This is a genomic window from Geodermatophilus sp. URMC 60, from assembly GCF_053502585.1.
This window is the reverse complement of record NZ_CP199958.1, coordinates 1,794,969-1,817,840: the sequence shown is the minus strand read 5'-3', so window position 1 is coordinate 1,817,840 and position 22,872 is coordinate 1,794,969. Positions and strand designations below refer to the sequence as shown.

At 73.2% G+C, this 22,872-nt stretch carries 25 protein-coding genes; 15 read left to right on the top strand and 10 right to left on the bottom strand.

The genetic code is table 11. The features are described from left to right. Positions 1-98 precede the first annotated feature (98 nt). Positions 99-773 carry a DUF1707 domain-containing protein gene (locus tag ACWIX3_RS08740; RefSeq protein ID WP_448611680.1) on the bottom strand — a complete coding sequence of 225 codons (675 nt, stop codon included), beginning with the start codon at positions 771-773 and terminating at the stop codon, positions 99-101. A gap of 151 nt (positions 774-924) precedes the next feature. Here ACWIX3_RS08740 and ACWIX3_RS08735 point away from each other — a divergent pair, with 151 nt between their 5' ends. From ACWIX3_RS08735 to ACWIX3_RS08715, 5 genes are all read left to right on the top strand, one after another. Continuing rightward, positions 925-2,343, top strand: coding sequence for a class II fumarate hydratase (locus tag ACWIX3_RS08735; RefSeq protein ID WP_448611679.1), 1,419 nt, complete (start codon positions 925-927; stop codon positions 2,341-2,343). 90 nt (positions 2,344-2,433) lie between these two features. Beyond that, a complete protein-coding gene (locus ACWIX3_RS08730) occupies positions 2,434-3,750 on the top strand; it encodes a citrate synthase (RefSeq protein ID WP_448609467.1) in 1,317 nt (438 codons plus the stop codon). Between the two features lie 287 nt (positions 3,751-4,037). Further along, the gene (locus tag ACWIX3_RS08725; RefSeq protein ID WP_448611678.1) at positions 4,038-4,298 is read left to right on the top strand and encodes a hypothetical protein; all 261 of its coding nucleotides are present in this window, start codon (positions 4,038-4,040) and stop codon (positions 4,296-4,298) included. A gap of 114 nt (positions 4,299-4,412) precedes the next feature. Next, positions 4,413-6,410 (top strand): NlpC/P60 family protein, encoded by a 1,998-nt coding sequence (locus ACWIX3_RS08720; RefSeq protein WP_448611677.1) that lies wholly within the window; start codon positions 4,413-4,415, stop codon positions 6,408-6,410. A gap of 127 nt (positions 6,411-6,537) precedes the next feature. Continuing rightward, positions 6,538-7,389 carry an MBL fold metallo-hydrolase gene (locus ACWIX3_RS08715; protein ID WP_448611676.1) on the top strand — a complete coding sequence of 284 codons (852 nt, stop codon included), beginning with the start codon at positions 6,538-6,540 and terminating at the stop codon, positions 7,387-7,389. Between the two features lie 37 nt (positions 7,390-7,426). On the opposite strand, the gene ACWIX3_RS08710 is transcribed toward ACWIX3_RS08715, so the two are convergent. The 9 genes from ACWIX3_RS08710 to ACWIX3_RS08670 form a co-directional block, all read right to left on the bottom strand. Beyond that, positions 7,427-8,185: a hypothetical protein gene (locus ACWIX3_RS08710; protein ID WP_448611675.1), complete on the bottom strand. Its 759-nt coding sequence runs from the start codon at positions 8,183-8,185 to the stop codon at positions 7,427-7,429. Next, on the bottom strand, positions 8,182-8,526 hold the full coding sequence (locus tag ACWIX3_RS08705; RefSeq protein ID WP_448611674.1) for a hypothetical protein: 345 nt from the start codon (positions 8,524-8,526) through the stop codon (positions 8,182-8,184). Before ACWIX3_RS08705 ends, ACWIX3_RS08710 begins: the two co-directional genes overlap by 4 nt. Positions 8,527-8,661: 135 nt before the next feature. Continuing rightward, complete coding sequence (locus ACWIX3_RS08700; protein WP_448611673.1) at positions 8,662-9,762, bottom strand: flagellar biosynthesis protein FliA; 1,101 nt, start codon at positions 9,760-9,762, stop codon at positions 8,662-8,664. 76 nt (positions 9,763-9,838) lie between these two features. Continuing rightward, on the bottom strand, positions 9,839-10,345 hold the full coding sequence (locus ACWIX3_RS08695; protein WP_448611672.1) for a hypothetical protein: 507 nt from the start codon (positions 10,343-10,345) through the stop codon (positions 9,839-9,841). Between the two features lie 202 nt (positions 10,346-10,547). Next, positions 10,548-10,862 (bottom strand): carbon storage regulator CsrA, encoded by a 315-nt coding sequence (gene csrA / locus ACWIX3_RS08690; protein WP_448611671.1) that lies wholly within the window; start codon positions 10,860-10,862, stop codon positions 10,548-10,550. Positions 10,863-10,979: 117 nt separating this feature from the next. Further along, entirely contained in the window at positions 10,980-11,384 is a 405-nt protein-coding gene (gene fliW / locus ACWIX3_RS08685) for a flagellar assembly protein FliW (protein WP_448611670.1), read from the bottom strand. Then, entirely contained in the window at positions 11,381-12,286 is a 906-nt protein-coding gene (gene flgL, locus ACWIX3_RS08680) for a flagellar hook-associated protein FlgL (RefSeq protein ID WP_448611669.1), read from the bottom strand. Before flgL ends, fliW begins: the two co-directional genes overlap by 4 nt. 4 nt (positions 12,287-12,290) lie before the next feature. After that, positions 12,291-13,718 carry a flagellar hook-associated protein FlgK gene (gene flgK, locus ACWIX3_RS08675; RefSeq protein ID WP_448611668.1) on the bottom strand — a complete coding sequence of 476 codons (1,428 nt, stop codon included), beginning with the start codon at positions 13,716-13,718 and terminating at the stop codon, positions 12,291-12,293. A 73-nt stretch (positions 13,719-13,791) separates the two neighbouring features. Continuing rightward, a complete protein-coding gene (locus ACWIX3_RS08670) occupies positions 13,792-14,277 on the bottom strand; it encodes a flagellar protein FlgN (protein WP_448611667.1) in 486 nt (161 codons plus the stop codon). Between the two features lie 336 nt (positions 14,278-14,613). Here ACWIX3_RS08670 and ACWIX3_RS08665 point away from each other — a divergent pair, with 336 nt between their 5' ends. The 10 genes from ACWIX3_RS08665 (at position 14,614) to fliF (ending at position 22,849) form a co-directional block, all read left to right on the top strand. Further along, complete coding sequence (locus ACWIX3_RS08665) at positions 14,614-15,462, top strand: sigma-70 family RNA polymerase sigma factor (protein ID WP_448611666.1); 849 nt, start codon at positions 14,614-14,616, stop codon at positions 15,460-15,462. Positions 15,463-15,591: 129 nt separating this feature from the next. Next, a complete protein-coding gene (locus ACWIX3_RS08660; RefSeq protein ID WP_448611665.1) occupies positions 15,592-16,434 on the top strand; it encodes a flagellin N-terminal helical domain-containing protein in 843 nt (280 codons plus the stop codon). 271 nt (positions 16,435-16,705) lie between these two features. Beyond that, positions 16,706-17,548 (top strand): flagellin N-terminal helical domain-containing protein, encoded by an 843-nt coding sequence (locus ACWIX3_RS08655; RefSeq protein ID WP_448611664.1) that lies wholly within the window; start codon positions 16,706-16,708, stop codon positions 17,546-17,548. A 138-nt stretch (positions 17,549-17,686) separates the two neighbouring features. Continuing rightward, entirely contained in the window at positions 17,687-19,039 is a 1,353-nt protein-coding gene (gene fliD / locus ACWIX3_RS08650; RefSeq protein WP_448612451.1) for a flagellar filament capping protein FliD, read from the top strand. A gap of 53 nt (positions 19,040-19,092) precedes the next feature. Then, positions 19,093-19,479, top strand: a complete 387-nt coding sequence (fliS, locus tag ACWIX3_RS08645) for a flagellar export chaperone FliS (RefSeq protein ID WP_448611663.1) — start codon at positions 19,093-19,095, stop codon at positions 19,477-19,479. After that, positions 19,476-19,823, top strand: a complete 348-nt coding sequence (locus ACWIX3_RS08640; RefSeq protein ID WP_448611662.1) for a hypothetical protein — start codon at positions 19,476-19,478, stop codon at positions 19,821-19,823. The genes fliS and ACWIX3_RS08640 overlap by 4 nt, the downstream gene beginning before the upstream one ends. A 351-nt stretch (positions 19,824-20,174) precedes the next feature. After that, positions 20,175-20,522: a flagellar basal body rod protein FlgB gene (flgB, locus tag ACWIX3_RS08635; RefSeq protein ID WP_448611661.1), complete on the top strand. Its 348-nt coding sequence runs from the start codon at positions 20,175-20,177 to the stop codon at positions 20,520-20,522. Next, positions 20,522-20,926, top strand: coding sequence for a flagellar basal body rod protein FlgC (locus ACWIX3_RS08630; protein ID WP_448611660.1), 405 nt, complete (start codon positions 20,522-20,524; stop codon positions 20,924-20,926). The genes flgB and ACWIX3_RS08630 overlap by 1 nt, the downstream gene beginning before the upstream one ends. Before the next feature lies 1 nt (position 20,927). Beyond that, positions 20,928-21,257, top strand: coding sequence for a flagellar hook-basal body complex protein FliE (gene fliE, locus ACWIX3_RS08625; RefSeq protein WP_448611659.1), 330 nt, complete (start codon positions 20,928-20,930; stop codon positions 21,255-21,257). Beyond that, positions 21,257-22,849, top strand: a complete 1,593-nt coding sequence (fliF, locus tag ACWIX3_RS08620; RefSeq protein ID WP_448611658.1) for a flagellar basal-body MS-ring/collar protein FliF — start codon at positions 21,257-21,259, stop codon at positions 22,847-22,849. The genes fliE and fliF overlap by 1 nt, the downstream gene beginning before the upstream one ends. Positions 22,850-22,872: the final 23 nt, after the last annotated feature.

Here is a 22,872-nt window from a genome sequence, read left to right as displayed (position 1 = left end):
GACCGCACCGCGGCCAGGTCCGACCCCGGTCGAGCGGAGCCGCTGAGTCGTCCCTGCGCGGACCCCTCCGGGGCCCACTCGGGACGACCGGTGGCTCCTCAGCTGGGAGGCAACGGCGGGGGGACCGGCGGCAGGGGCGGGGTCGGCGGAGGCGCCAGCTGCCGGGCGGCGAGGCGGTCGACCATCGCCCGCCACCGGCTGGCCGACTCCCCCGGCGTCAGGCTGCGCAGCCGCAGGTCCCCGAAGACGCTCCGCGCGTGGACCACGATCCGTGGCGTGCCGGCCAGCCGCGGCACCGGGGCCAGCTGGGTCTTGCGATCGCCGAAGACCGTCCGGCCCCGCAACTCGGCGTCCACCCCCTCGGCGACGACCACGTCGACGTCGCCGAACACCGTGCCCAGGGTGATCTCGATGCGGTCGGCGTCGGTCCGCAGGCCGCGCAGGTCCAGTCGGACGTCACCGAAGACGGCGCTCACTCGCTGCGGCGCGTTCGGGCCGGCGAGCTTCACGTCGCCGAACACGTTGCTGAGCTCCTCGGGGACGCGCGTGCCCACGATCTCGACCGGCGGCGGGGCGTCCGGGGGGAGGTCGGCGACGAGGGCAGCCAGGTCGTCGTGCGTGTTCGCGGCGTAGGCGGCCTCGACCCGCTCACCGAACTCGGAGAGGTCGATCCGCCCCTCGGCGACGGCTCGCTGCAGGCGGGTCACGGTGGCCTCGCGGTCGGCGTCCGAGGCACGGACGACGGGCCGGGCGGGTACGGCGTCGGGGTCCACGCGCCGACCGTAGCCGAGCGGACGCTCCCCGCGAGCGGTCCGACCACGTCCGGGCCGCTCACGCGTCGGAGCGGTCCGGAGCGCGATCCCACGGGCATCTAGGGTCCGTAGTCGCAGGACTGTCACCAACGACCACACGGGAGCCGCAGCCATGCCCGCTGAGACCCAGGCCGCCTCGCAGGACGGCACCGACTACCGCATCGAGCACGACTCCATGGGCGAGGTCCGGGTCCCCGCGTGGGCGAAGTGGCGGGCGCAGACCCAGCGCGCCGTCGAGAACTTCCCGATCTCCGGCACGCCGATCGAGCGCGAGCTGATCGCCGCGCTGGCCGCCATCAAGGGCGCGGCCGCCGCCGTCAACGCCTCCCTCGGCGTCCTGCCGGGGGAGACCGCCGACGCGATCGGCACCGCCGCCGCCTCGGTGGCCCGTGGCGAGTGGGACGAGCACTTCCCCATCGACGTCTTCCAGACCGGCTCCGGGACGTCGAGCAACATGAACACCAACGAGGTCATCGCGACCCTCGCCACCGAGGAGCTCGGCTCGTCGGTGCACCCCAACGACCACGTCAACGCCTCGCAGTCGTCCAACGACGTCTTCCCGTCGGCGATCCACGTGGCGGCGACGAAGGCGATCGTCCGCGACCTCGTCCCGGCGTTGGAGCACCTGGCCGGCTCCCTCGAGCGCAAGGCCGAGGAGTTCGCCGAGGTCGTGAAGAGCGGGCGCACCCACCTGATGGACGCCACCCCGGTCACCCTCGGCCAGGAGTTCGGCGGGTACGCCGCGGCGGTGCGCTACGGCGTCGAGCGGCTGCAGGCCTCGCTGCCGCGGATCGGCGAGCTGCCCCTGGGCGGCACCGCGGTCGGCACGGGCATCAACACCCCGCCCGGCTTCGCCGCTGCCATCATCGAGCGGCTCGCCGGCGAGCTGGAGCTGCCGCTGACCGAGGCCCGCAACCACTTCGAGGCGCAGAGCTCGCGCGACGCGCTGGTGGAGGGCTCCGGGCAGCTCAAGACCATCGCCGTCGGCCTGGTGAAGATCGCCAACGACCTGCGCTGGATGGGCTCCGGCCCGCGCACCGGCCTCGGTGAGATCCAGCTGCCGGACCTGCAGCCGGGCAGCTCGATCATGCCCGGCAAGGTGAACCCGGTGATCCCGGAGGCGGTCATCCAGGTGGCCGCCCAGGTCATCGGCAACGACGCCGCGGTCACCTTCGCCGGCACCACCGGCGTCTTCGAGCTCAACGTGACGCTGCCGCTGATGGCGCGCAACGTGCTCGAGTCGATCCGGCTTCTGACCAACGCGAGCCGGATCCTGGCCGACCGCTGCGTCGACGGGATCGTCGCCAACGTCGACCAGTGCCGGGAGTACGCCGAGTCCTCGCCGTCCATCGTGACGCCGCTGAACAAGTACATCGGCTACGAGGAGGCGGCGAAGGTCGCCAAGCAGTCGCTGGCCGAGCAGAAGACGATCCGGCAGGTCGTGGTGGAGCGCGGCTACGTCGAGCAGGGCAAGCTCACCGAGCAGCAGCTCGACGAGGCCCTCGACGTCCTCTCGATGACCCACCCGTGACGCTCGGCGGGGCGGGTCCTCCGACGGATCCGCCCCGCCGATCGGCGGGGCGTGGTGCTACCCCCGGGAACCTGAGTAGCGTCGCCTCTGATGAGCGAGACTGCGAGCGCAGCGGCGGTCGGCAACCCCGACGTGTCCCTGCGCTATCCCGGTGGAGAACTGCCCCTGCGCGTGGTCGCGGCCACGGAGGGCGCCGATGGCCTGGACACCGGCAAGCTGCTGGCCACGACCGGACAGGTCGCGCTGGACATCGGCTTCGTCAACACCGCGGCGTGCACCTCGGCGATCACCTACATCGACGGTGACGCCGGGATCCTGCGCTACCGCGGCTATCCGATCGACCAGCTGGCCGAGCAGGCGAGCTTCGTGGAGGTCAGCTATCTGCTGATCTACGGCGAGCTGCCCACCGCCGACCAGCTGGCCGACTTCGACTCCCGGCTGCGCCGGCACACCCTGCTGCACGAGGACCTCAAGCAGTTCTTCCGGGGGTTTCCGCGCGATGCCCACCCGATGCCGGTGCTGTCCTCGGCGGTGAGCGCGCTGTCGACGTTCTACCAGGACTCGCTGGATCCCTTCGACGCCCGGCAGGTGGAGATCTCCACGCTGCGGCTGCTGGCCAAGCTGCCCACGATCGCGGCCTACGCGTACAAGAAGTCCGCCGGGCAGCCGTTTCTGTATCCGGACAACTCGCTGGGGCTGACCGAGAACTTCCTGCGGATGACCTTCGGGTTTCCCGCCGAGCCCTACGAGGTCGATCCCGACATGGCCGCGGCGCTGGACATGCTGTTCGTGCTGCACGCCGATCACGAGCAGAACTGCTCGACCTCCACGGTGCGCCTGGTCGGGTCCAGCCAGGCCAATCTGTTCGCCTCGGTGTCGGCCGGGATCAACGCGCTGTTCGGTCCGCTGCACGGCGGGGCCAACCAGTCGGTGCTGGAGATGCTGGAGTCCATCCAGCGCGAGGGCGGGGACATTCCCGCGTTCGTGGCGCGGGTGAAGAACCGGGAGCCCGGGGTCAAGCTGATGGGCTTCGGGCACCGGGTGTACAAGAACTACGATCCCCGCGCGGCGATCGTGAAGAAGACGGCCGACCAGGTGCTGGCCAAGCTCGGTGGCAACAACGAGCTGCTGGACCTGGCTCGGCAGCTGGAGGAGATCGCGCTGTCGGATGACTACTTCGTCGAGCGCAAGCTCTATCCGAACGTGGACTTCTACACCGGGTTGATCTATCGGGCGATGGGCTTTCCGACGCCGATGTTCACCGTGCTGTTCGCGCTGGGCCGGCTGCCCGGCTGGATCGCCCAGTGGCGGGAGATGATCAACGATCCGGCCACCAAGATCGGCCGCCCCCGGCAGGTCTACACCGGCGCCACCGAACGCGCCTTCGTCCCCCTCGACCAACGCTGACAGAACACCCCCGTCCACCCCGCGCTTCGTCGAAGGACCCCGTCCTCCCCGCGAAGGACCCCCTTGCCCCCCACTCGCGAGCTCGCGGCGGGACCCTGCACGCAGGCCGCCCGAGCTCGGGGTGGTGCCCGGGACGAGGCCAGCGGGCCTCTGGAAGGGGGTCCTTCCAGCACCTCACCACCCGCCCGAGGTCCCGTCGTCCGCCCCCGGACGACGGGACCTCGGCGTCTCGGGCAGCATGGGGCCCGCCACGTCGCGTCCGAACGACCGTCCCGGGAGGGAGTCCCATGGCCGAGTCCCCACCCGAGGACGACCTGGTGCTGCCCCCGGTGCCGCTGGCGACCGGCGAGGCGGTGCAGGTCGGCGGGACCGGCCGCCGGGTGAGCCGGGTGGAGCTGGTCGTCTCCACCGAGGACGGCGGGGAGCTGCGCATCCCGCTCGAGCACCACCACGGCGCCTGGTGGCCGCCGGCCGAGCGCACCACGCCACCGTCGGGCGTGTACGCCGATCGGGTGCCACCTGCAGATCACCCCCACCCGGAGGGGTGAGACCACCTCCCCCCTCCCTCCTGCCACTCCCCCGCCCCGTCGATACGAGGTCTGAGCGCACCGCGGATCCCCGCGGAGCCGGCCACGTACGACGAGACACCCGGGGGACCCGCAGTGCCCGCACCACGCACGTCGGTCCCCCGCACCGCCGCTCCCCGCACCGGCACCCGTCCCACCGCGAGCCGCACCGCCGCGACCCGCAGCACCGCCGCCCGCCCGCCGCTCACCCCGCAGGAGGCGCAGGCGCTGCGGGCCGTGCTCGCCGCGCGCGCCGCCGCGGCTCCGGACGGCGCCGTGCCGGCCCGCCGCACCCCCTCCTCCGGCCGCCCCACCACTGCTCGCCGTCCGGCCTCCGGCACCCGCGGCCGCACGAGCCAGAAGCGGCGGCGGAAGACCTCGGCCCGCCGGGCGCCCGCCCGGCACTGGCTGCCCGCTGGCGACGGCCGCCGCTGGCGGGTGCGCCTGTCGGTCGCCGCCCTCGGCCTCGTGCTGCCGGTGCTCGCCGGCCTGGTGGCCCCGGGCGCCCAGGTGCCCGGGACCGCCGCCGAGCCGACCGACGCCACCGGCCTGGCCCTCGCCGCCCAGGGCACGCTGCTCGACGCCGCGACCCGCTACCGCGGCCTGGAGCAGTCCCTCGCCGCCCGGCACGCCGAGCTGGCGGCGGCCCGCGCCGCGGAGCGGTCCGCGCAGCAGCAGGTGGCCGCCGCGCGGACGACGGTCGGCACGGGCGCCGCCACCCTCTACCGGTCGCCGGTCGAGGCGCGGACCCCCCTGGTGGCGCTCGACGTGCGCGCCGCCGACAGCACTGCCGACGTCCTCCACCTCACCGCGATCGCCGAGCGGGCCGCGCAGGACCTCGAGGGCGACGTCGTCCGGGCCGAGCGCGCCGCGGTCGACCTGACGGTCGCCACCCGCCGCGTGGCGGTGGCCGAGGCCGCCCTCTCGACCGTGCAGGCGCAGGCCGCCGCCGTCCTCGACGAGGTCCGTGCCGAGGTCGCCGGGCTGCGGACCGACGTGGCCGCGCAGCTGGCCGCGCTGGGCACCGGCCAGGCTGCGGCCGCCCAGCAGGAGGTCAACCAGCGGGCGCTGCGCCGCTGGCAGGACCACCTCACCGGGCTGGCGCTCGCCGGTATCGTGCCGCCGCCCGCGGCCGACCTCGCCGACCCGACCGCGCTGCCCGCGGGTCTGTCCCCCGCGCTCGACGCCGCCGGGCAACCCGTCCCGGGCGTCGCCTGGGCCGTGGCCGGCAACCGCCCGGTCACCGTGCTCCCGGCCGAGACGGTGGCCGCGGTCAGCTCCGCGCTGGCCCAGCTGGGCAAGCCCTTCGTGGCCGGCGGCACCGGTCCCGACGCCTACGACTGCGGCGGCCTGGCGGCCACCTCGTGGCTGCTCGCCGGGTACGCGATCCCGACCGCCTCGGGCGACCAGTGGACCCACGGCGCCGCCGTCCCGCTCCCGCAGCTGCAGGTCGGCGACCTAGTCTTCACCGACGGCGGCCGCGACGTGGGCATCTACCTCGGCGAGGGTCAGGCCGTGGCCGCGTCGGCCGTCGGCTACCAGGTCGGCGTCCGCCCGGTCGCCGACGGCGCCGCCGCCGTGCGGGTGACCCTGCCCGCCCCGGCGCAGCCGAACGCCCCCCTGCCGGCCGGCACCGCCGAGCGCGGCGCCTGCGGCGCCCCGCCCGCGCCGGTCGGTCCGGTGAGCCCCGCCTGGGGTGGCTGGGCGAACGGCCGGATCCCGGCCACCGCGCTGTGCTCGATCGCCCGCGGCCACGCCCTGCGCTGCGACGCCGCCGCCGGTTACGCGGCCCTGGCCGGCGCCTACCGCGCGGCCTTCGGCAGCCCGCTGTGCATCACCGACTCGTACCGGTCGATCGGCGCGCAGGTCACCGCCTTCCGCGCCAAGCCTGGCCTGGCCGCGGTGCCCGGGACGTCGAACCACGGGTGGGGGCTGGCGGTCGATCTCTGCGGCGGCATCAACGTCGCGGGCACCGCGCAGTCGGCCTGGATGGCGGCCAACGCGGGGCGGTTCGGCTTCGTCCAGCCCGACTGGGCGCGGCAGGGCGGCGAGAAGCCGGAACCGTGGCACTGGGAGTTCGACCACCTGGCCTGACGGGGTGTGTCCTGTTCGCCGCGACCGCCGCGATGCTCTGCACCTCCCGCACCGGCTGCCAGCGGCGGTTCCTGCCCGGATCCCTCGGGCCCGACTCGCCGGCGGAGACACCTGACACAGTGCACCGGTGCTGAGTCAGGTGGCCGACGGCGTCTGGGTCCGGCAGAGCGAGTGGGTCTGGAGCAATGCCATCGCGGTGCGCGGGGAGGACGGGTTGATCCTGGTCGATCCCGGCATCGACGGTTCTGATCCGAACCAGCTCGCCGATGACGTGGACCGGCTCGGCATCCCGGTGGTCGCCGGGTTCTCCACCCATCCGCACTGGGACCACCTGCTCTGGCATCCCCGGTTCGGCGACCGGCCGCGCTACGCCACCCCGGCGGGCGCCCAGGCTGCCGGTGAAGCCCGGGAGCGGGCGCAGCGGATGGCGGCGGAGAGCGCGTCGGGCATCCCTCTCGAGCTGACCGGGCTCCTCACCCCGCTGCCCGCGGACGGGGGACCCGTGCCGGGCGAGATCGTCGAGCACCAGGCGCACGCCATCGGCCACGCCGCGGTCCTCCTCGCGGACCGTGGCGTCCTGCTCGCCGGCGACATGCTCTCCGACGTCCTGATCCCGCTCCTCGACCCTCGCCCCCCGATCAGGTGGGCGCCTATGAGACGGCACTCGACCGGCTGGGTGAGGCTGCCCGGCACGTCGATGTCCTGGTTCCCGGCCACGGGGCCGTTGCCGAGGGTCCCGAGGTGGCGGCCCGCCTCGCCGCCGGTCATGCCTACATCGACGCGCTGCGGCGAGGAGAGGAGCCGGTCGACGCGCGTCTGGGTCAGGACTGGCTCTCCGGCCCCCACCAGTCGAACCTGGAGCAGGCCCGACGCGGATCCGGATGAGCTCCGGCGTCATCGCGTTCACGGCCGTCACCCGGTGAGCCTCCGCTCGGCGACGACGGAGGCACCCTCTACCGACGACCCCTCATCGGCATGACCGGACGTCGCGCCTCCGGGGCATGGGACACACCCGGTCAGACCCAGCGCAGGCGGGCGATCTGCCGCCACGGCAGTCGCTGGCACGCCTCGCCGGTCTCCCCGGCGAGCCGCGCGGCCACGGCGGCACCGGCACAGGCCAGCGGCGAGTGCGGCGTGACCACGACGTGCGGGTCGTGCAGGTCGAGCCCGGCCCCGGCGATCCGGTCGAGCAGCAGCTGCGGGGCCATGAGCACGGCGGTGGCGAGCACCGGCACCTCGGGGTGCGACCACAGCGCCACCGGGCCCTCGACCCGCAGCTCCCCGCCGACCGCGGCGGCCCGCTCGGCGGCGGCTCCACGCACCCGGTCGACAGCGCACCGGTCCAGACCCGACGTCGGCGTCCACGGCAGGGCGCGGTCCTCCCGGCGGACGACGACCCGCCAGCCGACGGCGGTCTCCGTGCGGTCGGTCCAGTCGAGCACCGCGACGCCGGCCTCGGCGGCCACCGCGTCGGGGACCGGCCGGTCGCGCACCCACGCCCTCAGCGCGGCCGCGAGCTCCTCGGGGGTCGAGCCGACGCGGGCGTCGGTCATGTCCTCGGCCAGGTCCCGCAGCGGTGTGCGCACCCGGCGCTCGTCCTCCTCGAGGACCACGACGGGGCCGTCGACCCGGTCGTCGGCGAGCGTGATGCGCAGCCGGTCGGTCGCCAGCCCGGGCAGCACCTCGTCGGCCGCCTGCCGCAGGTCGGCCACCGTCACCGGGACCGAGCGCAGCCGCTGCAGCAGCCCGGAGCCGGCGAACAGGCCCCCGCTCACGGGCGGTCCTGGCACAGCGCGGTGCGCAGCGTCGGCGCGAGCTCGGGCAGGGTCAGCACGCTGGAGAGCTCCCGGGAGGACAGCCGCACCGGCAGGACGTCGGCGCCCCAGCCGGTCACCCGGCGCACGCGTGCCGCGGAGCTCGGCCACACGGCATCGCGCGCCGCGGCCACGTGCAGCTCGGTGAGCACGTCGGAGAGGTGGATGGCGGCCACCGGGTGCACGGCGGCGTCCTCCAGGGCGACGCGGACGACGCCGGCCAACTGCTCGCGTTCGCCGGCGGTCAGCCAGTGCGGAACGAGGACGTCGGGCGCGGGTCCGCCCGCGGCGAGGGCGCTCACCGCGGGCCTGCCACGGCCGGGGCCAGCTCCGGACCGCGGCTGCGGCGGGCTCCCCTGCGCTCTGTCACACCTGGGATATCGGCAGGCCGGCGCCGCGTTCGACCCGGATCCGCGCGATTTCCGTGGAGGGACGGCTCAGTCCGCGAGCTCGGCCAGGCGCAGCTTGAGCGCCCGCTCGACGCGGTCGGCGTGCACGTTCATGTTGCGCACCGAGGTGCCCAGGTCGGCCGACAGCTGCGTCTTCGTCCGGCCGCCCCACGTGGTCAGGTACCACGTCGCCCAGCCCAGCACGTTGGGCTGGCCGGCCCGCTGGTCGGGTCGCGCGTCGGGGTCCGGCGCGCATGCCGCGGTCAGCGCGTGCGACAGCAGGGTCTGCTCGGCCTCGCCGATGATCTCGTCCGGCGCCTCGTGCGCGTCCGGCAGCATGATCTCGGTGCCGTCCGGGCCGACGCCGTCGAGGGACTGCAGGTTCCGCAACCCGTTGAGGGTGGCCACGGTCTGGGAGTTGCGGCGCAGCGTGGCCACGCTCTGCCCCATGTACGCGGCCAGCTCCTTCTCGCTGGGCCGCCGCTGGTGCTCGGCGAGGAAGGCGGCGACCGCCTTCTGCTGCCTGTTCTCGGTGTCGGCGGCGGTGCGCCCGTGGGCGTTGCGGCCCAGGTCGTGCACCCACTTCGACAGCTGGGTGGCCAGGAAGGCCCCGAAGGGCACGCCCTTGCCCTCGTCGAACTGCTCGACGGCCTTGAGGATCCACTCGCTCACCTGCTGGGTGAGGTCGTCGGGGTCGGGCACGTGCAGCCGCAGCGTGCTCGAGTTGCGCTGCAGGCGCTTGAGGCTGATCGGGAGGTAGTGCCGGCAGAGCTCGTCGAGGAAGGCCGGCGGCAGGTCGCGCGGCGCCCGCCGGCGGACGTCGGTCTCCGCGCGCAGCCCCACGGTCGCCGTCCCGTGCCCCGCACACCAGGCCTTGACCCAGTCGGCGAGGACCGAGGCGGTGCCGCAGGCGCCGTCGACGCGGTACAGACCCTCGCCCTGGTCGTAGCTGACCGTCACGCCGTCGGGCAGCTCGCGGCGGAACTCCTCGAGCGGCAGCTCGCGGTCGGTGCGGAAGTGCACCCGGTCCCGCGGCGTGATGGGCGCGAGAGGCCAGCCCTCGGCCTCGGGGAGGCCACCGAAGGCCAGCGGCTCGCGGGAGCGGGTGGACGCGGTGTCGACGTCGGGGGTGGCAGGGAGGTGGTTCACCGGGACTCCTCGGCGCTGTGGGGAAGACGGCGCTGTGCGGACGACGTGGCCGCGACGGACGGAGGGGCGGCCCCGTTCAGAGGCTCGCCGCGAGCTTGCGAGCGGTGAGGAGGACGGGGTCCTTCTCCTGCTCGACCGCAGTCGGCTGACGGGGAGCGGGGACGACGGCCTCGGTCGCCGGGCCGGCCGCGAGGCGGGCCATGAGGTCGGCGGCCGCGGCACGCTCGGCCTCGCTCGGCTCCACGGTGTAGACCGGCATGTGGTCGTACAGCGTGGTGAACGCCGAGCTGACGAACGCGTAGGCGGCCTGCGCCTGCGGGGAGAACCGGGCGACGGCGGCCCGCGGGCCGAGCTCGACGCCGACGGTCACGCGCACGACCCGGTCGTCCTTGCTCAGACCGGTCAGCGTGAAGGACACCCCGGGGTGCGCGCCGGCCAGCTCGGCCAGCGCCGCGAGGCACCGCCGGGTCGACCCGCGGCGCGGCCGCAGCTGCACGTGCACGACGACGGTGTCGGACTCCGCGCCGGAGCCGACGACCGCGGCGACCTGGTCGCCGGACTCAGTGACTGCGTTCTGTTGCATCGAGATCGCCCCCTGTGACGTGCTTGAGGGCAACTCTCGCGCATCGGCGACCGGGCGACCGGCACAACTCTCGCTGTGCCATACGCAATGTCAGGGCATCTCTTCGGCAGGTCTTGCCTGTGTCGCATGCTCACCGACCGCGCACAGTGCGGTGGCAGGCAGGAGTACACAACAGCCGGGGGTCGTGTCCCGGCCAGTTCTGTCAGCCCGCGGGGTCCTCCGTGACCTGCCCGTGACCGGCGGACGCCGGCTCGGTCCCCGCGATCGGCCCGGTCGGGTCGGCCGCCGCCGTCGCGGGGGCGAAGGCGGCCAGCGCGCCGAGGGTGTCGGCGGTGACCTGCGCCGCGAGCAGGTTGGCCTCGGCGATCTGCCGGTAGACCTCCTCGCGGTGGATGGTCACCTCGCGCGGGGCCTTGAAGCCGAGGCGGACGGTGCCGCCGCGGACCTCGACGACGTGGACCTCGATGTCGTCGCCGATGCGGATGGTCTCGCCGACGCTGCGGGTCAGAGTGAGCACGTGGAACCCCTCCATGGGTGTGTGGTGGCCGTCCGTGGCGAGCCCGCGAAGCGGGCCGTGGGTGGTGGCGAGCCCGCGAAGCGGGCCGTGGGTGGCGGACCTGGTCCGCCTGTCCAGTTATCGGCGCAGGGGACGCCGGATGGGATGCGATCCGTCGAGCAGCACGACCTGCGTGGACCGCCAGTTGGTCGGGTTGACCACCAGCGGGGCCCGCAGGTTGGCCGTGGCCGCGGCCGGGCCCTCGGCCGGCACCGTCACGAGGCAGTACAGCCGCGCCCGTGCGGGGTCGTCGAGCTCCAGGTCCGCGCACACGGCCGGGGGCAGGGCCGGTGCGTAGTCCGGGAAGTACATGCCCGGATCGATGGCGAGGAACCGCGGGCCCTCCGGCGCCATCGACTGCAGCCAGAACAGCCGGCCGTCGCCGTCGGCGGTCACCAGCACGTAGTCGCGGTGGCCCGGGAACCCGGGCAGTGCCTCGGTCATCGCCAGCAGGGGCAGGGTCGCGACCGCCGAGAGCGTCATCGCAGGAAGTCCACGAGCGAGGGCTGGATGACCTTGGCGGTGGCCTGCAACGCGGCCTGGTAGCCGACCTGCTGGTGGTTCAGCTCCATGATGGTCCTGGGCATGTCGATGTCCTCGACATCGGCCAGCTGGCTCGACAGGGTCAGCTGCAGCTCGGCGTTCACGCTGGCAGCGGCGTCCATCCGGGCCGCTCGGCCGCCGATGGTCGCGGTCGCACCGAGCAGCCGCTCGAGGGCGACGTCGAGCGCGCCCAGGTCCGCTGCGAGCGAGCCGGGGTCGTCGACGACGTCGGCGGCGATGTCCGCGACGACGGAGAACAGGTCGCCGGCCCCGGGAGTGCCGAAGGCCTCGGGACCGGTGACGTCGACCCGGACCACGTCGGAGTTGGACACCCGTCGGACGTTCTCCACGACCGGGATGCCGTCCGCGCCGCCGACGCCGACGTAGGCGCCGCTCGTCGTGTCGTAGGCGGTGCTGCCGGTCGTGGCGCCGCCGAAGAGCGGACGGCCGTTGACGGTCGAGTTGGCCAGGCCCAGCAGTGCGTCCCGGAGCCCGGCGACCTCGGCGGCGACCGCCTGGCGCGCGGTGGCCGACATGGTGCCGGCGTTGAGGCCGGTCACGGTCAGCGACCGGATGCGCTGGACCTGGTCGATCATCGAGGTCAGCGCGCTGTCGGTGGCGTCGAGCCAGCTCTGGCCGTCGGAGATGTTCGCGGCGTGCTGGACCGTCGCGCTCTGGTCCTGACGGATCTGCAGGGCCTTGTTGGTCCCGGTCGGCGAGTCCGACGGCGCGCTGATCTGCTTGCCGGAGGTGAGCTGCTGCTGCAGCTTGTTCACCGCTGCCAGGTTGCTGTTGAGCCCCAGCAGTGCGGTCTGCGTGACGGCCCGGTGGGTGATGCGCATCAGGTCACCGCCCCACGAGCCCGGTGCGGCTGATCAGGGTGTCCAGCGCCTCGTCGATGGCGGTCACCATGCGGGCGGCGGCGCTGTAGGCGTGCTGGAAGGACAGCATGTTGGTCATCTCCTCGTCGAGGTTCACACCCGACACGGACTCGCGGGCAGCGTCCACCTGGGTGGTGATCGCCGTCTGCACCGTCAGGTTCCGGGCGGCGACGGAGGACTCGACACCGAGCGACACGACCATCGCCCGGTAGGTGGCGTCCACGCCGGTGGGGTCGAGGCTGAGCCGGAAGAACCGGTCGGCGTTCCCGCCGTCCGCCGACGCCCTCCCACCCAGCGAGGCCGGGGAGGTGGCGGCCGCGGCGAGCTTGGCCGGGTCGGCGATGCGGAGGGTGATGTTCCTGGCGTCGACCGCGGCCGGGTCCCCCGCACCGTCGTCCATCAGGACGCCGCCCACCGTCCCGGTGGGGTCGTACCCCGCGGTGTGCACGGCGTTGAGGTTGGCGACCAGGTCGCGGGCCTGCGTGTCGAGGGCTGCGCGGTAGCGCGGCACCGTGGAGGTCAGCACGGTGACCTGGCCTCCGGCGGTGCCGCCGAGCGCCAGCGTGGTCCCACCGGGCGCCGTCACGACCCGCGGGTCGTTCCCACCGCCGACACCGTCGGGGTCGTCGACGCCGACGACCCGCATGCCCAGCACGGTCCCGCCGGCGACGAGGGTCGTGCCGCCGACGACGACGTCGACCATGCCGTCGGACGCCGGCGTGGACGTGGCGCCCACCTTCTCCGCCAGCTGCATCACCAGGAGGTCACGGCGATCGGACAGCTCGTTGGTGGGCAGGCCGGAGCGGGTGGCCTGACCGATCTGGGTGTTCAGATCGGCGATCGAGGTCGCGGTCGCGTTGACCTCGGTGACCAGCGACTGCAGGTTGGCGTGGGCCTGTGACCACTGCTGGTCCAGGGAGTTGCGGGTCGCCCGCATGCCGCCGGCCAGGATGTCCAGCCGTTCGAGCACCTGGGCGCGCGCCCCTGGCTCGGTCGGGTTGTTGTGCAGCGCGCTGAAGGCGGACCACACGTCGGCGAGCATCTTCTGGATGCCCGTGCTGCCGGGCTCACGGAGGGCCTCCTCCACCTGGGCGAGCGCCTCGCTGGCGACGGTGAGCTGGGCGGTCCGCGCCGACTCCACCTGCCCACGGCTCTCCAGGAAGACGTCCCGGATGCGGGCGACCTGGTCGGCGCTGACGCCCGAGCCGACCGGGCTGCTCACCGAGTGGATCGCCGGTACGGCGGTTCCGCCCATGGCCCGCAGCTCCACCCGCTGGCGCGTGTACCCGTCGGTGTTGACGTTGGCGATGTTCTGGCCCGTGACGTCCAGCCCGCGCTGCGACGCCCACAGCGCCGTCCGGGCCGTGTTCAGCCCGCCGAACGTGGAGCTCACCTGCACTCCTCGCCGGCGCTCGTCGGCCGCGTGCGCGGCACGCTGGTTCCCTGCTGCGACCTCGCCGGTTCGGTCACAGGGCACCGTCCAGGGTGACCGCGCGGTGCGTGCGCTCGTCGCTGCGGCCGGTCGACCCATAGGTGCCGGCCGACGGGGCCTTCACCGACAGCAGCGCGTCGCCGATGGCGGACAGGCCGCCCTCGATCAGCTCGCGGTTGGTGTCGGACAGGCCGCGAAGTTCCGTCACGAGCACCAACAGCGTCTCGTGGTGCTTGGCGTACAGGTCGTTCCACGGTGCCGGCGCGGCCTCGGCCAGCTTGCGCAGCGAGGGGTTCACCCCCACGCCGAGCCGCTGGGCGAGCACCTCGGTGGCCGCCGCCCGCTCCACCTCGAGGGTGCGCAGCTGGTCGAGCACGACCTCGATCTCGTGCGCGATCCGCGACAGCCAGCGGGTCTTGCCCGTGACGATCAGGTACTGCTTCTCCTCCGCCTTGAACAGCAGCAGGTCCAGCAGCTCCTGCTCGCGCCACAGCAACGTCGACAGGTGCTGGTAGTCCACGCCCCCACCGTCCCTCCGTACTCCCCGGGGCAGGCGTCGGTGCTGCCCGCGGGTTCTCAGAGAGCAGCTTCGGCACCATCCGGGGGCCCTTGAGCCGAGGCGCTCAAGTCGGGGGACGTCCGCGCCGATCGGGGGGTGCCATCCGGGCCCGGGCCTGCCGAGAAGGGGGACGTGAGCCCATCGCGTGCACAGGCGACCCTGCGGTCCAGTGCCTCAGCTTCGCGCCTCCCCGTCGCTCCGGCCGCCGGCCCCTCCGCCCGGCCACGCGCGACCCGGCACACCGCGACCCGGGACACCGCGTCCCGCGACACCTCCCCCCGGGACGTCGACGCCCTGGTGACCGAGCACCTGCCGCTGGCCGCGTTCGCGGTCAACGCGGTCGCCTCGCGCATCTCGCTGCCTGCCCACGTCAGCCGCGAGGACCTGCTGTCCTGCGCGCGCGTGGCGCTGGTCGAGGTGGCCCGGCGCTTCGACCCGTCGGCAGGGGCCTCCTTCGCCACCTACGCCCTGGCCCGGCTGCAGGGCGCCGTCCTCGACGAGCTGCGCTCCGGCGACTGGGCCAGCCGCTCGGTGCGGGCCGCCGCCCGGCGCACCGACGCCGCCGCCGACGCCCTCGCGATGCAGCTGGGCCGGCCGCCGACGCGGGGGGAGCTCGCCGCGAGCCTGGGCATGGCCACCAGCGACCTGGACTCCCTGCAGGTCGACGTCCACCGGGCGGTCATGGTGAGCATCGACGCCGAGACCGGCCCGGACGGCGCCTCCCTCGACCTCCCGGACACCGGCGAGTCACCGGAGCGGGCGCTGCTGCGCAGCGAGCGCTCCCGGTACCTGCACGAGGCGATCCGCCAGCTGCCCGACCGGCTCGACGAGGTCGTCGAGCGCAACTTCTTCGGCGGCGAGTCGCTCACCGACATCGCCACCGACCTCGGCGTCACCCTCTCCCGCGTCTCGCAGATGCGCGCCCGCGCGCTGACCCTGCTGCACGCGGCGATGAGCGAGGTGTGGGAGGGCAAGGCGGTGCCGGCCGACGGCGGGGTGCGCGCGCGCAACCAGCAGCGCTCCTACGTCGACCGGGTGGCCGGCCGCAACGCTCCCCCAGCCGCAGTCCCCCCGCGCGCCGTCCCGGTCCCACCGCAGCGCAACCCCTGGCTGGCGGCCAGTCGAGGCGCCGCCCGACCCGCTTGAGTGATGTCGGGAGCCAAGACCCGCTGAAGTCCTCAAGGAACGCGTCACTCCGGCCGTAGCCGCTCGTGCCACGCCGACTGCACGGCTGCAGCCGGCACCCGGAGAGACCCGATTCCAAGGAGGAACACCGTGGGTCTGCGCATCAACCAGAACATCGCCGCCCTCAACGCCCACCGCAACCTGTCGGTGACGGACGGCCAGATGAGCAAGTCGCTGGAGAAGCTGTCCTCCGGCTTCCGGATCAACCGGGCCGCGGACGACGCCGCCGGCCTGGCGATCTCCGAGGGCCTGCGCGCCCAGGTCGGTGGCCTCAAGGCCGCCGTCCGCAACGCGCAGGACGGTGTCTCCGTCGTCCAGACGGCGGAAGGTGCCCTCACCGAGGTGCACGCCATCCTGCAGCGCGTGCGCGACCTGACCGTCCAGGCCTCCAACACCGGTGTGGTCACCCCGACCGCCGCCGGCTACATCGGCAAGGAGATCGAGGAGCTCGCCGGCGCGCTGACCGACATCGCCAACCGGACGGACTTCAACGGCACCAAGCTGCTCAACGGCAGCAACGCCACCCTGGCCTTCCAGACCGGCGCCAACGGTGGGGAGGCCGTCAGCGTGTCGCTCACCAACGTCACGACCATCGCCACCGCCATCACGGCCGTCGCGACGAGCGTGAAGGGCGACGGCACGACCAAGTACGCCGCCTCGTCCACCGACCTGACCAGCATCGACAGCCAGATCAACTCCGTGTCGAGCGCCCGCGCCACCCTCGGGGCCTCGCAGAACCGCCTGGAGAGCACCATCAACTCGCTGAACGTGGCGGTGGAGAACCTGTCGGCCTCCGAGAGCCGCATCCGCGACACCGACATGGCCCAGGAGATGGTCCAGTTCACCCGGAACCAGATCCTGTCGCAGGCCGGCACCGCGATGCTCGCGCAGGCCAACCAGGCCTCGCAGGGCGTCCTGCAGCTGCTCCGCTGATCCCGGCCACGGGACGGACTGACGCAGCAGCGGCACAGCACCACCTCGTGAGGGGGAGGTCCACGGACCTCCCCCTCACGAGCGCTCCCGGCCCGTCACCGGCGGCGCCTCCGGGATCCGGTACCGCCCGGCCGGCTGCCGCCAGGTCGCGGGAAAAACTTCTCCGGTTCGCCTGAAGACCCATCGCGTCCCGGCCGTAACCACTCATGCACCACCCGCAGCACGGATGCAGCGGGAAACGAAGAACGGCCCGATTCCAAGGAGGAACACCGTGGGTCTGCGCATCAACCAGAACATCGCTGCTCTGAACGCCTACCGGAACCTGTCGGTGACGGACGGCCAGATGAGCAAGTCGCTGGAGAAGCTGTCCTCCGGCTTCCGGATCAACCGGGCCGCGGACGACGCCGCCGGCCTGGCCATCTCGGAGGGCCTGCGCGCCCAGGTCGGTGGCCTCAAGGCCGCCGTCCGCAACGCGCAGGACGGTGTCTCCGTCGTCCAGACGGCGGAAGGTGCCCTCACCGAGGTGCACTCGATCCTCCAGCGCGTCCGTGACCTGACCGTCCAGGCCAGCAACACCGGTGCGGTCAACGAGGAGGCCCGCGGCTACATCGCCGATGAGATCACCCAGCTCAGCGAGGCGCTGACCAACATCGCCACGCGGACCAACTTCAACGGCACCGACCTGCTCACCAACACGGCGTCCACCACTCCGCTGGTGTTCCAGACCGGTGCGAACCAGGGCGAGACCGTCGAGGTCGAGCTCACGGACGTCGAGGCCGTCGCGACGGCGGTGGCGACCGTCGCCACCAACCTGGCCGCGGCCGGGTACGACCCGGACACGGCCACGGACCTCACCGACATCGACGCCGAGATCAGCGCCGTGTCGGCGGCCCGTGCGGGTCTCGGTGCCTCGCAGAACCGCTTCGAGAGCACCATCAACTCGCTCAACGTGGCGATGGAGAACCTGTCGGCCTCCGAGAGCCGCATCCGCGACGCGGACATGGCCCTGGAGATGGTCGGGTTCACCCGCAGCCAGATCCTGTCGCAGGCCGGCACCGCGATGCTCGCGCAGGCCAACCAGGCCTCGCAGGGCGTCCTGCAGCTGCTCCGCTGATCCCCGCCAGGGACCAGCTGACGCCGTAGCAGCACAGCACCACCCGGTGAGGGGGGAGGTCTTCGGACCTCCCCCCTCACTGGCTCTCCGGACCCCCTCCCCATCCACCGACCCCCAGGAGGCCACTCCGTGGCAGGCATGAGCGTCGACGGCCTGATCTCCGGGCTGAACACCACCAGCCTGATCAGCCAGCTGGTCCAGGCCGAGGCAGCGCCACGGACGCAGCTGCAGACCAAGTTGAGCACCGCGAACGCCGGCGCGGCGGCCTACCGGACGGTCAACACCCGTTTCGACGCCATCCGCACCGCCGCCCAGGCCCTCACCGCCACCAGCCTGGCCGCCGCCCGGACGGCGAAGAGCGACAACACCTCGGTCACCGCCAGCGCCACCGCCGCGGCCGCCAACGGCACCAGCCTCAGCTTCGCGGTGGCGCAGCTGGCGACCACGCAGTCCGAGGTGAGCCAGGCGAGTTGGACGTCCCCCACCGCGACAGCGGACACGCCCGACGCCGGGACGATGGACTGGCCGATCACCATCACCGACCCGGCCGGCAACCAGCACGAGATCGCGGGCGACGGCACGCTGGCCGGTGCGGCCAAGGCCATCAACGACCTCGGCGCCGGGGTGCGGGCCACGGTCGTCCAGACCCGGACGAACGAGTACCGGCTGCAGATCAGGAGCGAGGCCAGTGGCACCGCCGGGGCGTTCCAGCTGACCAGTTCGAACAGCGGCCCGGCGTTCAACCGGACCTCGGAGGCACTGGACGCGGAGCTCGACCTCGGCAACGGCGTGTCCGCCTACTCCTCCAGCAACACCTTCACCAACCTGGTCACCGGCGTGAACGTGACCGTCACGAAGGCCGACCGCGCCACCACGGTGACGGTCAAGGTCGGCGAGGACGCCGAGGGGACCGCGGCGAAGGTCAAGACCCTCGTCGACGCGGTGAACTCCGCCCTCGACAGCATCAAGACCTACTCCAACAGCAAGGGGGGCAGCACCGCCGTCCTCAAGGGCGACACCGAGCTGCGCAGCCTGGCCACCAAGCTCCTCGAGAGCGTCTCGCACGCCATCGACATCCCCGGCACCGCCGGCACCCCCGCTGATGACGTCTCCCCTGCCGTCGTCGGGCTGGAGCTGACCAGGGACGGCAAGGTGACCTTCGACCCCGCGGCGTTCACCGCGGCACTGGCGAAGGACCCGGCGCTCGCCGAGAAGCTGGTGTCCGGCGCCGGAGGCGTCGCGCAACGGCTCGTCGACGTCACGAAGCGGGCCTCCGACAGCGCCACCGGGACGCTGACCGCGCTGGCGACCAGCCGCGACAAGCTGGCCCGCGACCTCGAGACCCGCATCGCAGCGTGGGACGTCCGGCTGGCCAAGCGCAAGGAGGTGCTCACCCGCCAGTTCTCGGCCATGGAGACCGCGCTGAGCTCCCTGAAGAACCAGTCCACCTGGCTGGCCGGCCAGCTCAACTCGCTGCCCAGCTCAAGCTGACGCGTGCCCGTCCGATCCTCTCTGTACCACCGCTTCCCCCAGGAGTCAGCTCGATGAGTGCCGCGTCCCTCCGCGCCCGGTACATGGGCGATGCCGTCACCACCGCATCCCCGCAGCGCCTGCTGGTCATGCTCTACGACCGCTTGGCCCTGGACCTCGAGCGCGCCCAGGCAGCCTTCACCGCCGGCGACCGGGCCGAGGCCAACCTCCAGCTGCAGCACGCCCAGGACATCGTCCTCGAGCTGCGCAGCAGCCTGCAGGTCGATGCGTGGGAGAGCGGCCCCCGCCTGGCCGCGCTCTACAGCTGGCTGCTCGGCGAGCTGGTGCAGGCCAACGTCAAGGCCGACCGCAACCGCGTCGCCTCCTGCCTGCAGGTGGTCGAGCCCCTGCGTGACGCCTGGCGGCAGGCCGCCGCCAGCCTGACCGCGGCTCCGGCGTGACCGGCCCCCGTCCTCCCGGCGGGGACCGGCCGTCGGACTGGGCCACCGTCCTCGACGAGCTCGAGGGCGAGGTGCTGGCCGCCGAGTCCACGCTCCGGTCCGACCGAGAGGACGAGATCGCCGCCTGGGGACGACGGGCGGAGGACTGGTGCCCGCCGTCCGGCCTGGGCCCGGTGCCCGAGGACCTCCGCGAGCGCGCCGCCCGGCTGCTGCAGCACCAGCTCGCCGTCGCCGAGGAGCTCGTCGAGCGGATCATCCAGTCCCGCCGGCAGCGCGACGTCGCCGCCCGGATGTCCTACGGCCCGCCCCGCCCGGTCGCCTCCTACATCGACCGGGCGCTCTAGCCCGACAGCACGTCCCGCTGAGCCCGGCGCGGACGAGCACCCGAAGCCCCCCGTGGCGCCACCACCGGCGCCCCGGGGGGCTTCGTCGTCCCCGGGCGGGACGGCGTCGTCGTGACCCGCCCGCCCCGCGACGCACCGCGAGTCACAGTCGGCACGTCCACCCCATCGGCGTACTCGCACCACTCCTGTGGAGGCCGCGCGGTCAGGGGCCGGTGGGCCGGTGCCGATGACTGCAGAGCACGGAAAGCGCACCTCTCGCCACGGATCGGCGAACCACTCACTCGCTCGCGAGTGTCTCCTGCGTACCCGGAGGCCGATCGTGTCCTGCTGCCCTGCCCGAGGAACCGCCCGGTGATCGGCGACGTCACCTCGTCGGCCCTGCACTCCGCCCTGAGCGGGCTCGCCCAGCGGCAGCGGGTCACCGCCGACAACATCGCGAACCTGCAGACCCCCGGCTTCCTGGCCGGCCGCGTCGACTTCGAAACCGGCCTGCGCGGCGCTCTGGCCGGTGGCCAGACGCCGACCGCCACGACCGGCACGGTCCGCCGCTCCCTGGAGCCGACCCGGATGGACGGGAACAACGTGAACCTCGACGCCGAGACCGTCATCGCCACCGAGACCGGGCTGCGCTACCAGCTGGCGCTCAACGCCCTCGACGGCAAGTACAACGTCATGCGCACCGCGCTGCGGACCACCTGATGAGCACGTTCGACTCGCTCGGGATCTCGGGCTCCGGGCTGCTCGTCCACCGCAAGTGGCTGGACGCCGTCTCGGACAACATCGCCAACATCAACGACGTCACCTCGACCGACCAGGACGCGTTCCAGGAGCGCCTGATCGTGGCGCAGGCCGTCGACTACGGCTCCGGCGAGGGCGGGGTCCGCGTGGCCCGGGCCGAGTACGGCAGCGCGGAGGGCCGGATGGTCCACGAGCCCGACCACCCGCTCGCCGATGCCAACGGCTACGTGAAGTACCCGGACATCGACCTGGGCGACCAGATGACCCAGCTGATCATGGCCCAGCGCGGCTACCAGGCGAACCTCGCCGTCGTCGAGCGCGCCACGAACGCCTACCAGGCCGCACTCCAGCTCGGGAAGGGCTGACATGACCTCCCCCATCGGCGGCATCTCGTTCCCCACGGCGATCACCGGCCTGTCCGGGGTCACCGGAGCGGCGGCCACACCGGACGTCGCGCAGACCACCGCGGCCGGCGACAACGGCTTCGCGTCGGTCCTGGTGTCCTCGCTGGAAGAGCTGCAGGCCAAGCAGGCGACCTCCGACGGCCTCGCCGTCCAGGCCGCCACCGGCGACCTGCGTGACGTGCACGACTACATGATCGCCGCGAACGAGGCCAGGCTCGCCACCGACATGGTCGTGACCATCAAGAACAAGGCCGTCGAGGCCTTCAACGAGATCCTGAGGATGCCGGTCTGATGCCTGCTGCCCTCGCCGGGCCGCTGGAGCGGATCCGCTCCGCGCTCTCCACGATCAGCCTCGGCCAGAAGGTCGTCATCGGTCTGCTCGCCGCCGGGCTGGTCCTCGGCGGGTTCTTCTTCTACCGGTGGATCACGGCCCCCACCTACGCCCCGCTGTTCTCGAACCTGGCCTCGACCGACGCGTCGGCGATCGTCGACGAGCTCAACGCGGCCGGCGTCGCCTACGAGCTCGCCGACGGCGGCGGGACGATCATGGTGCCGAACGAGCAGGTCTACGACCTGCGGCTGTCGATGAGCGGCAAGGGCCTGCCCGCGGGCAACGACACCGGCTACGCGTTGCTCGACGAGCAGGGCATCACCACCAGCGAGTTCCAGCAGCAGGTCACCTACCAGCGCGCCCTGCAGGAGGAGCTGTCGGCGACCCTGGAGTCGCTGGAGGGCGTGCGCACCGCCGTCGTCCACCTGGCGCTGCCCGAGGAGGAGGTGTTCGCCTCCGACGAGGCCGAGCCCACCGCCTCGGTGCTGCTGGACCTGGCGCCGGGCGCCTCGCTGGCCAGCGGCCAGGTGCAGGCGGTCACCAACCTCGTCTCCTCGAGCATCGAGGGCATGGACCCCGAGCAGGTCACCGTCGCCGACTCCGCCGGCACGGTGCTCTCGGCCCCCGGCCAGGGCGTGACCGCGGCCGCCGGCGACGCCCGCTCGCAGCTGGAGCAGGACTACGAGGACCGGCTGGCCGCCAACGCGGAGGCCATCCTCGCCCGGGTGCTCGGGCCGGGCCGCGCCGAGGTCTCGGTGCGGGCCGACCTCGACCTCTCCCAGCGCAGCACCACCTCGGAGACGCACACCTTCGAGGAGGGCACCCCACCCATCTCGGAGAGCACGACGACCGAGGAGTACGCCGGCAACGGCGCCGCGGTCGGCGGCATCCTCGGCCCGGAGAACCAGGCCGACGCGGGGGCCGGGACCGGCGACTCCACGTACAACAAGGAGTCCACGACCTCGAACAACGCCGTCGGCACGACCGTGGAGACCGTCGAGGCCGCGCCCGGCACCATCAACCGGCTCACCGTCTCCGTCGTCATGGACGCGGCGGTCGCCGGCAACCTCAACCAGGCGCAGGTGCAGGACCTGATCGGCAACGCCGTCGGCCTCGACATCGCCCGCGGTGACGACATCACCGTTGCCTCCATGGCCTTCGACACCAGTGCGGCCGACGCCGCGGCCGAGGAGCTCGCGGCGGCCGAGGAGGCCGAGCGGCAGGCCCAGATGTGGTCGCTGATCAGGACCGGCGGCATCGCCCTCGGCGTCGCCCTGCTCGTGCTCGTCGTCTGGCTGCGCTCGCGGCGCAAGGAGGACGACGAGGAGGAGGAGTACGAGGCCCTGGAGCTCGCCGACGACGTGATGGCCGAGCTCGACCGGATCCGCATCGAGAGCACGCGGGCGACACCGGTCGTCGACAACGCCGCCCTGGAGCTGGAGGCCGCCGAGCGGGCCCGGATCCGCGGCGAGATCGCCACGATGGTCAGCGAGAAGCCGGACGAGGTGGCCGCCATGCTGCGCGGCTGGTTGAGCGAGAGCGGTGTGAAGTGACCGCGCTGGCGAGGTCACGAGAT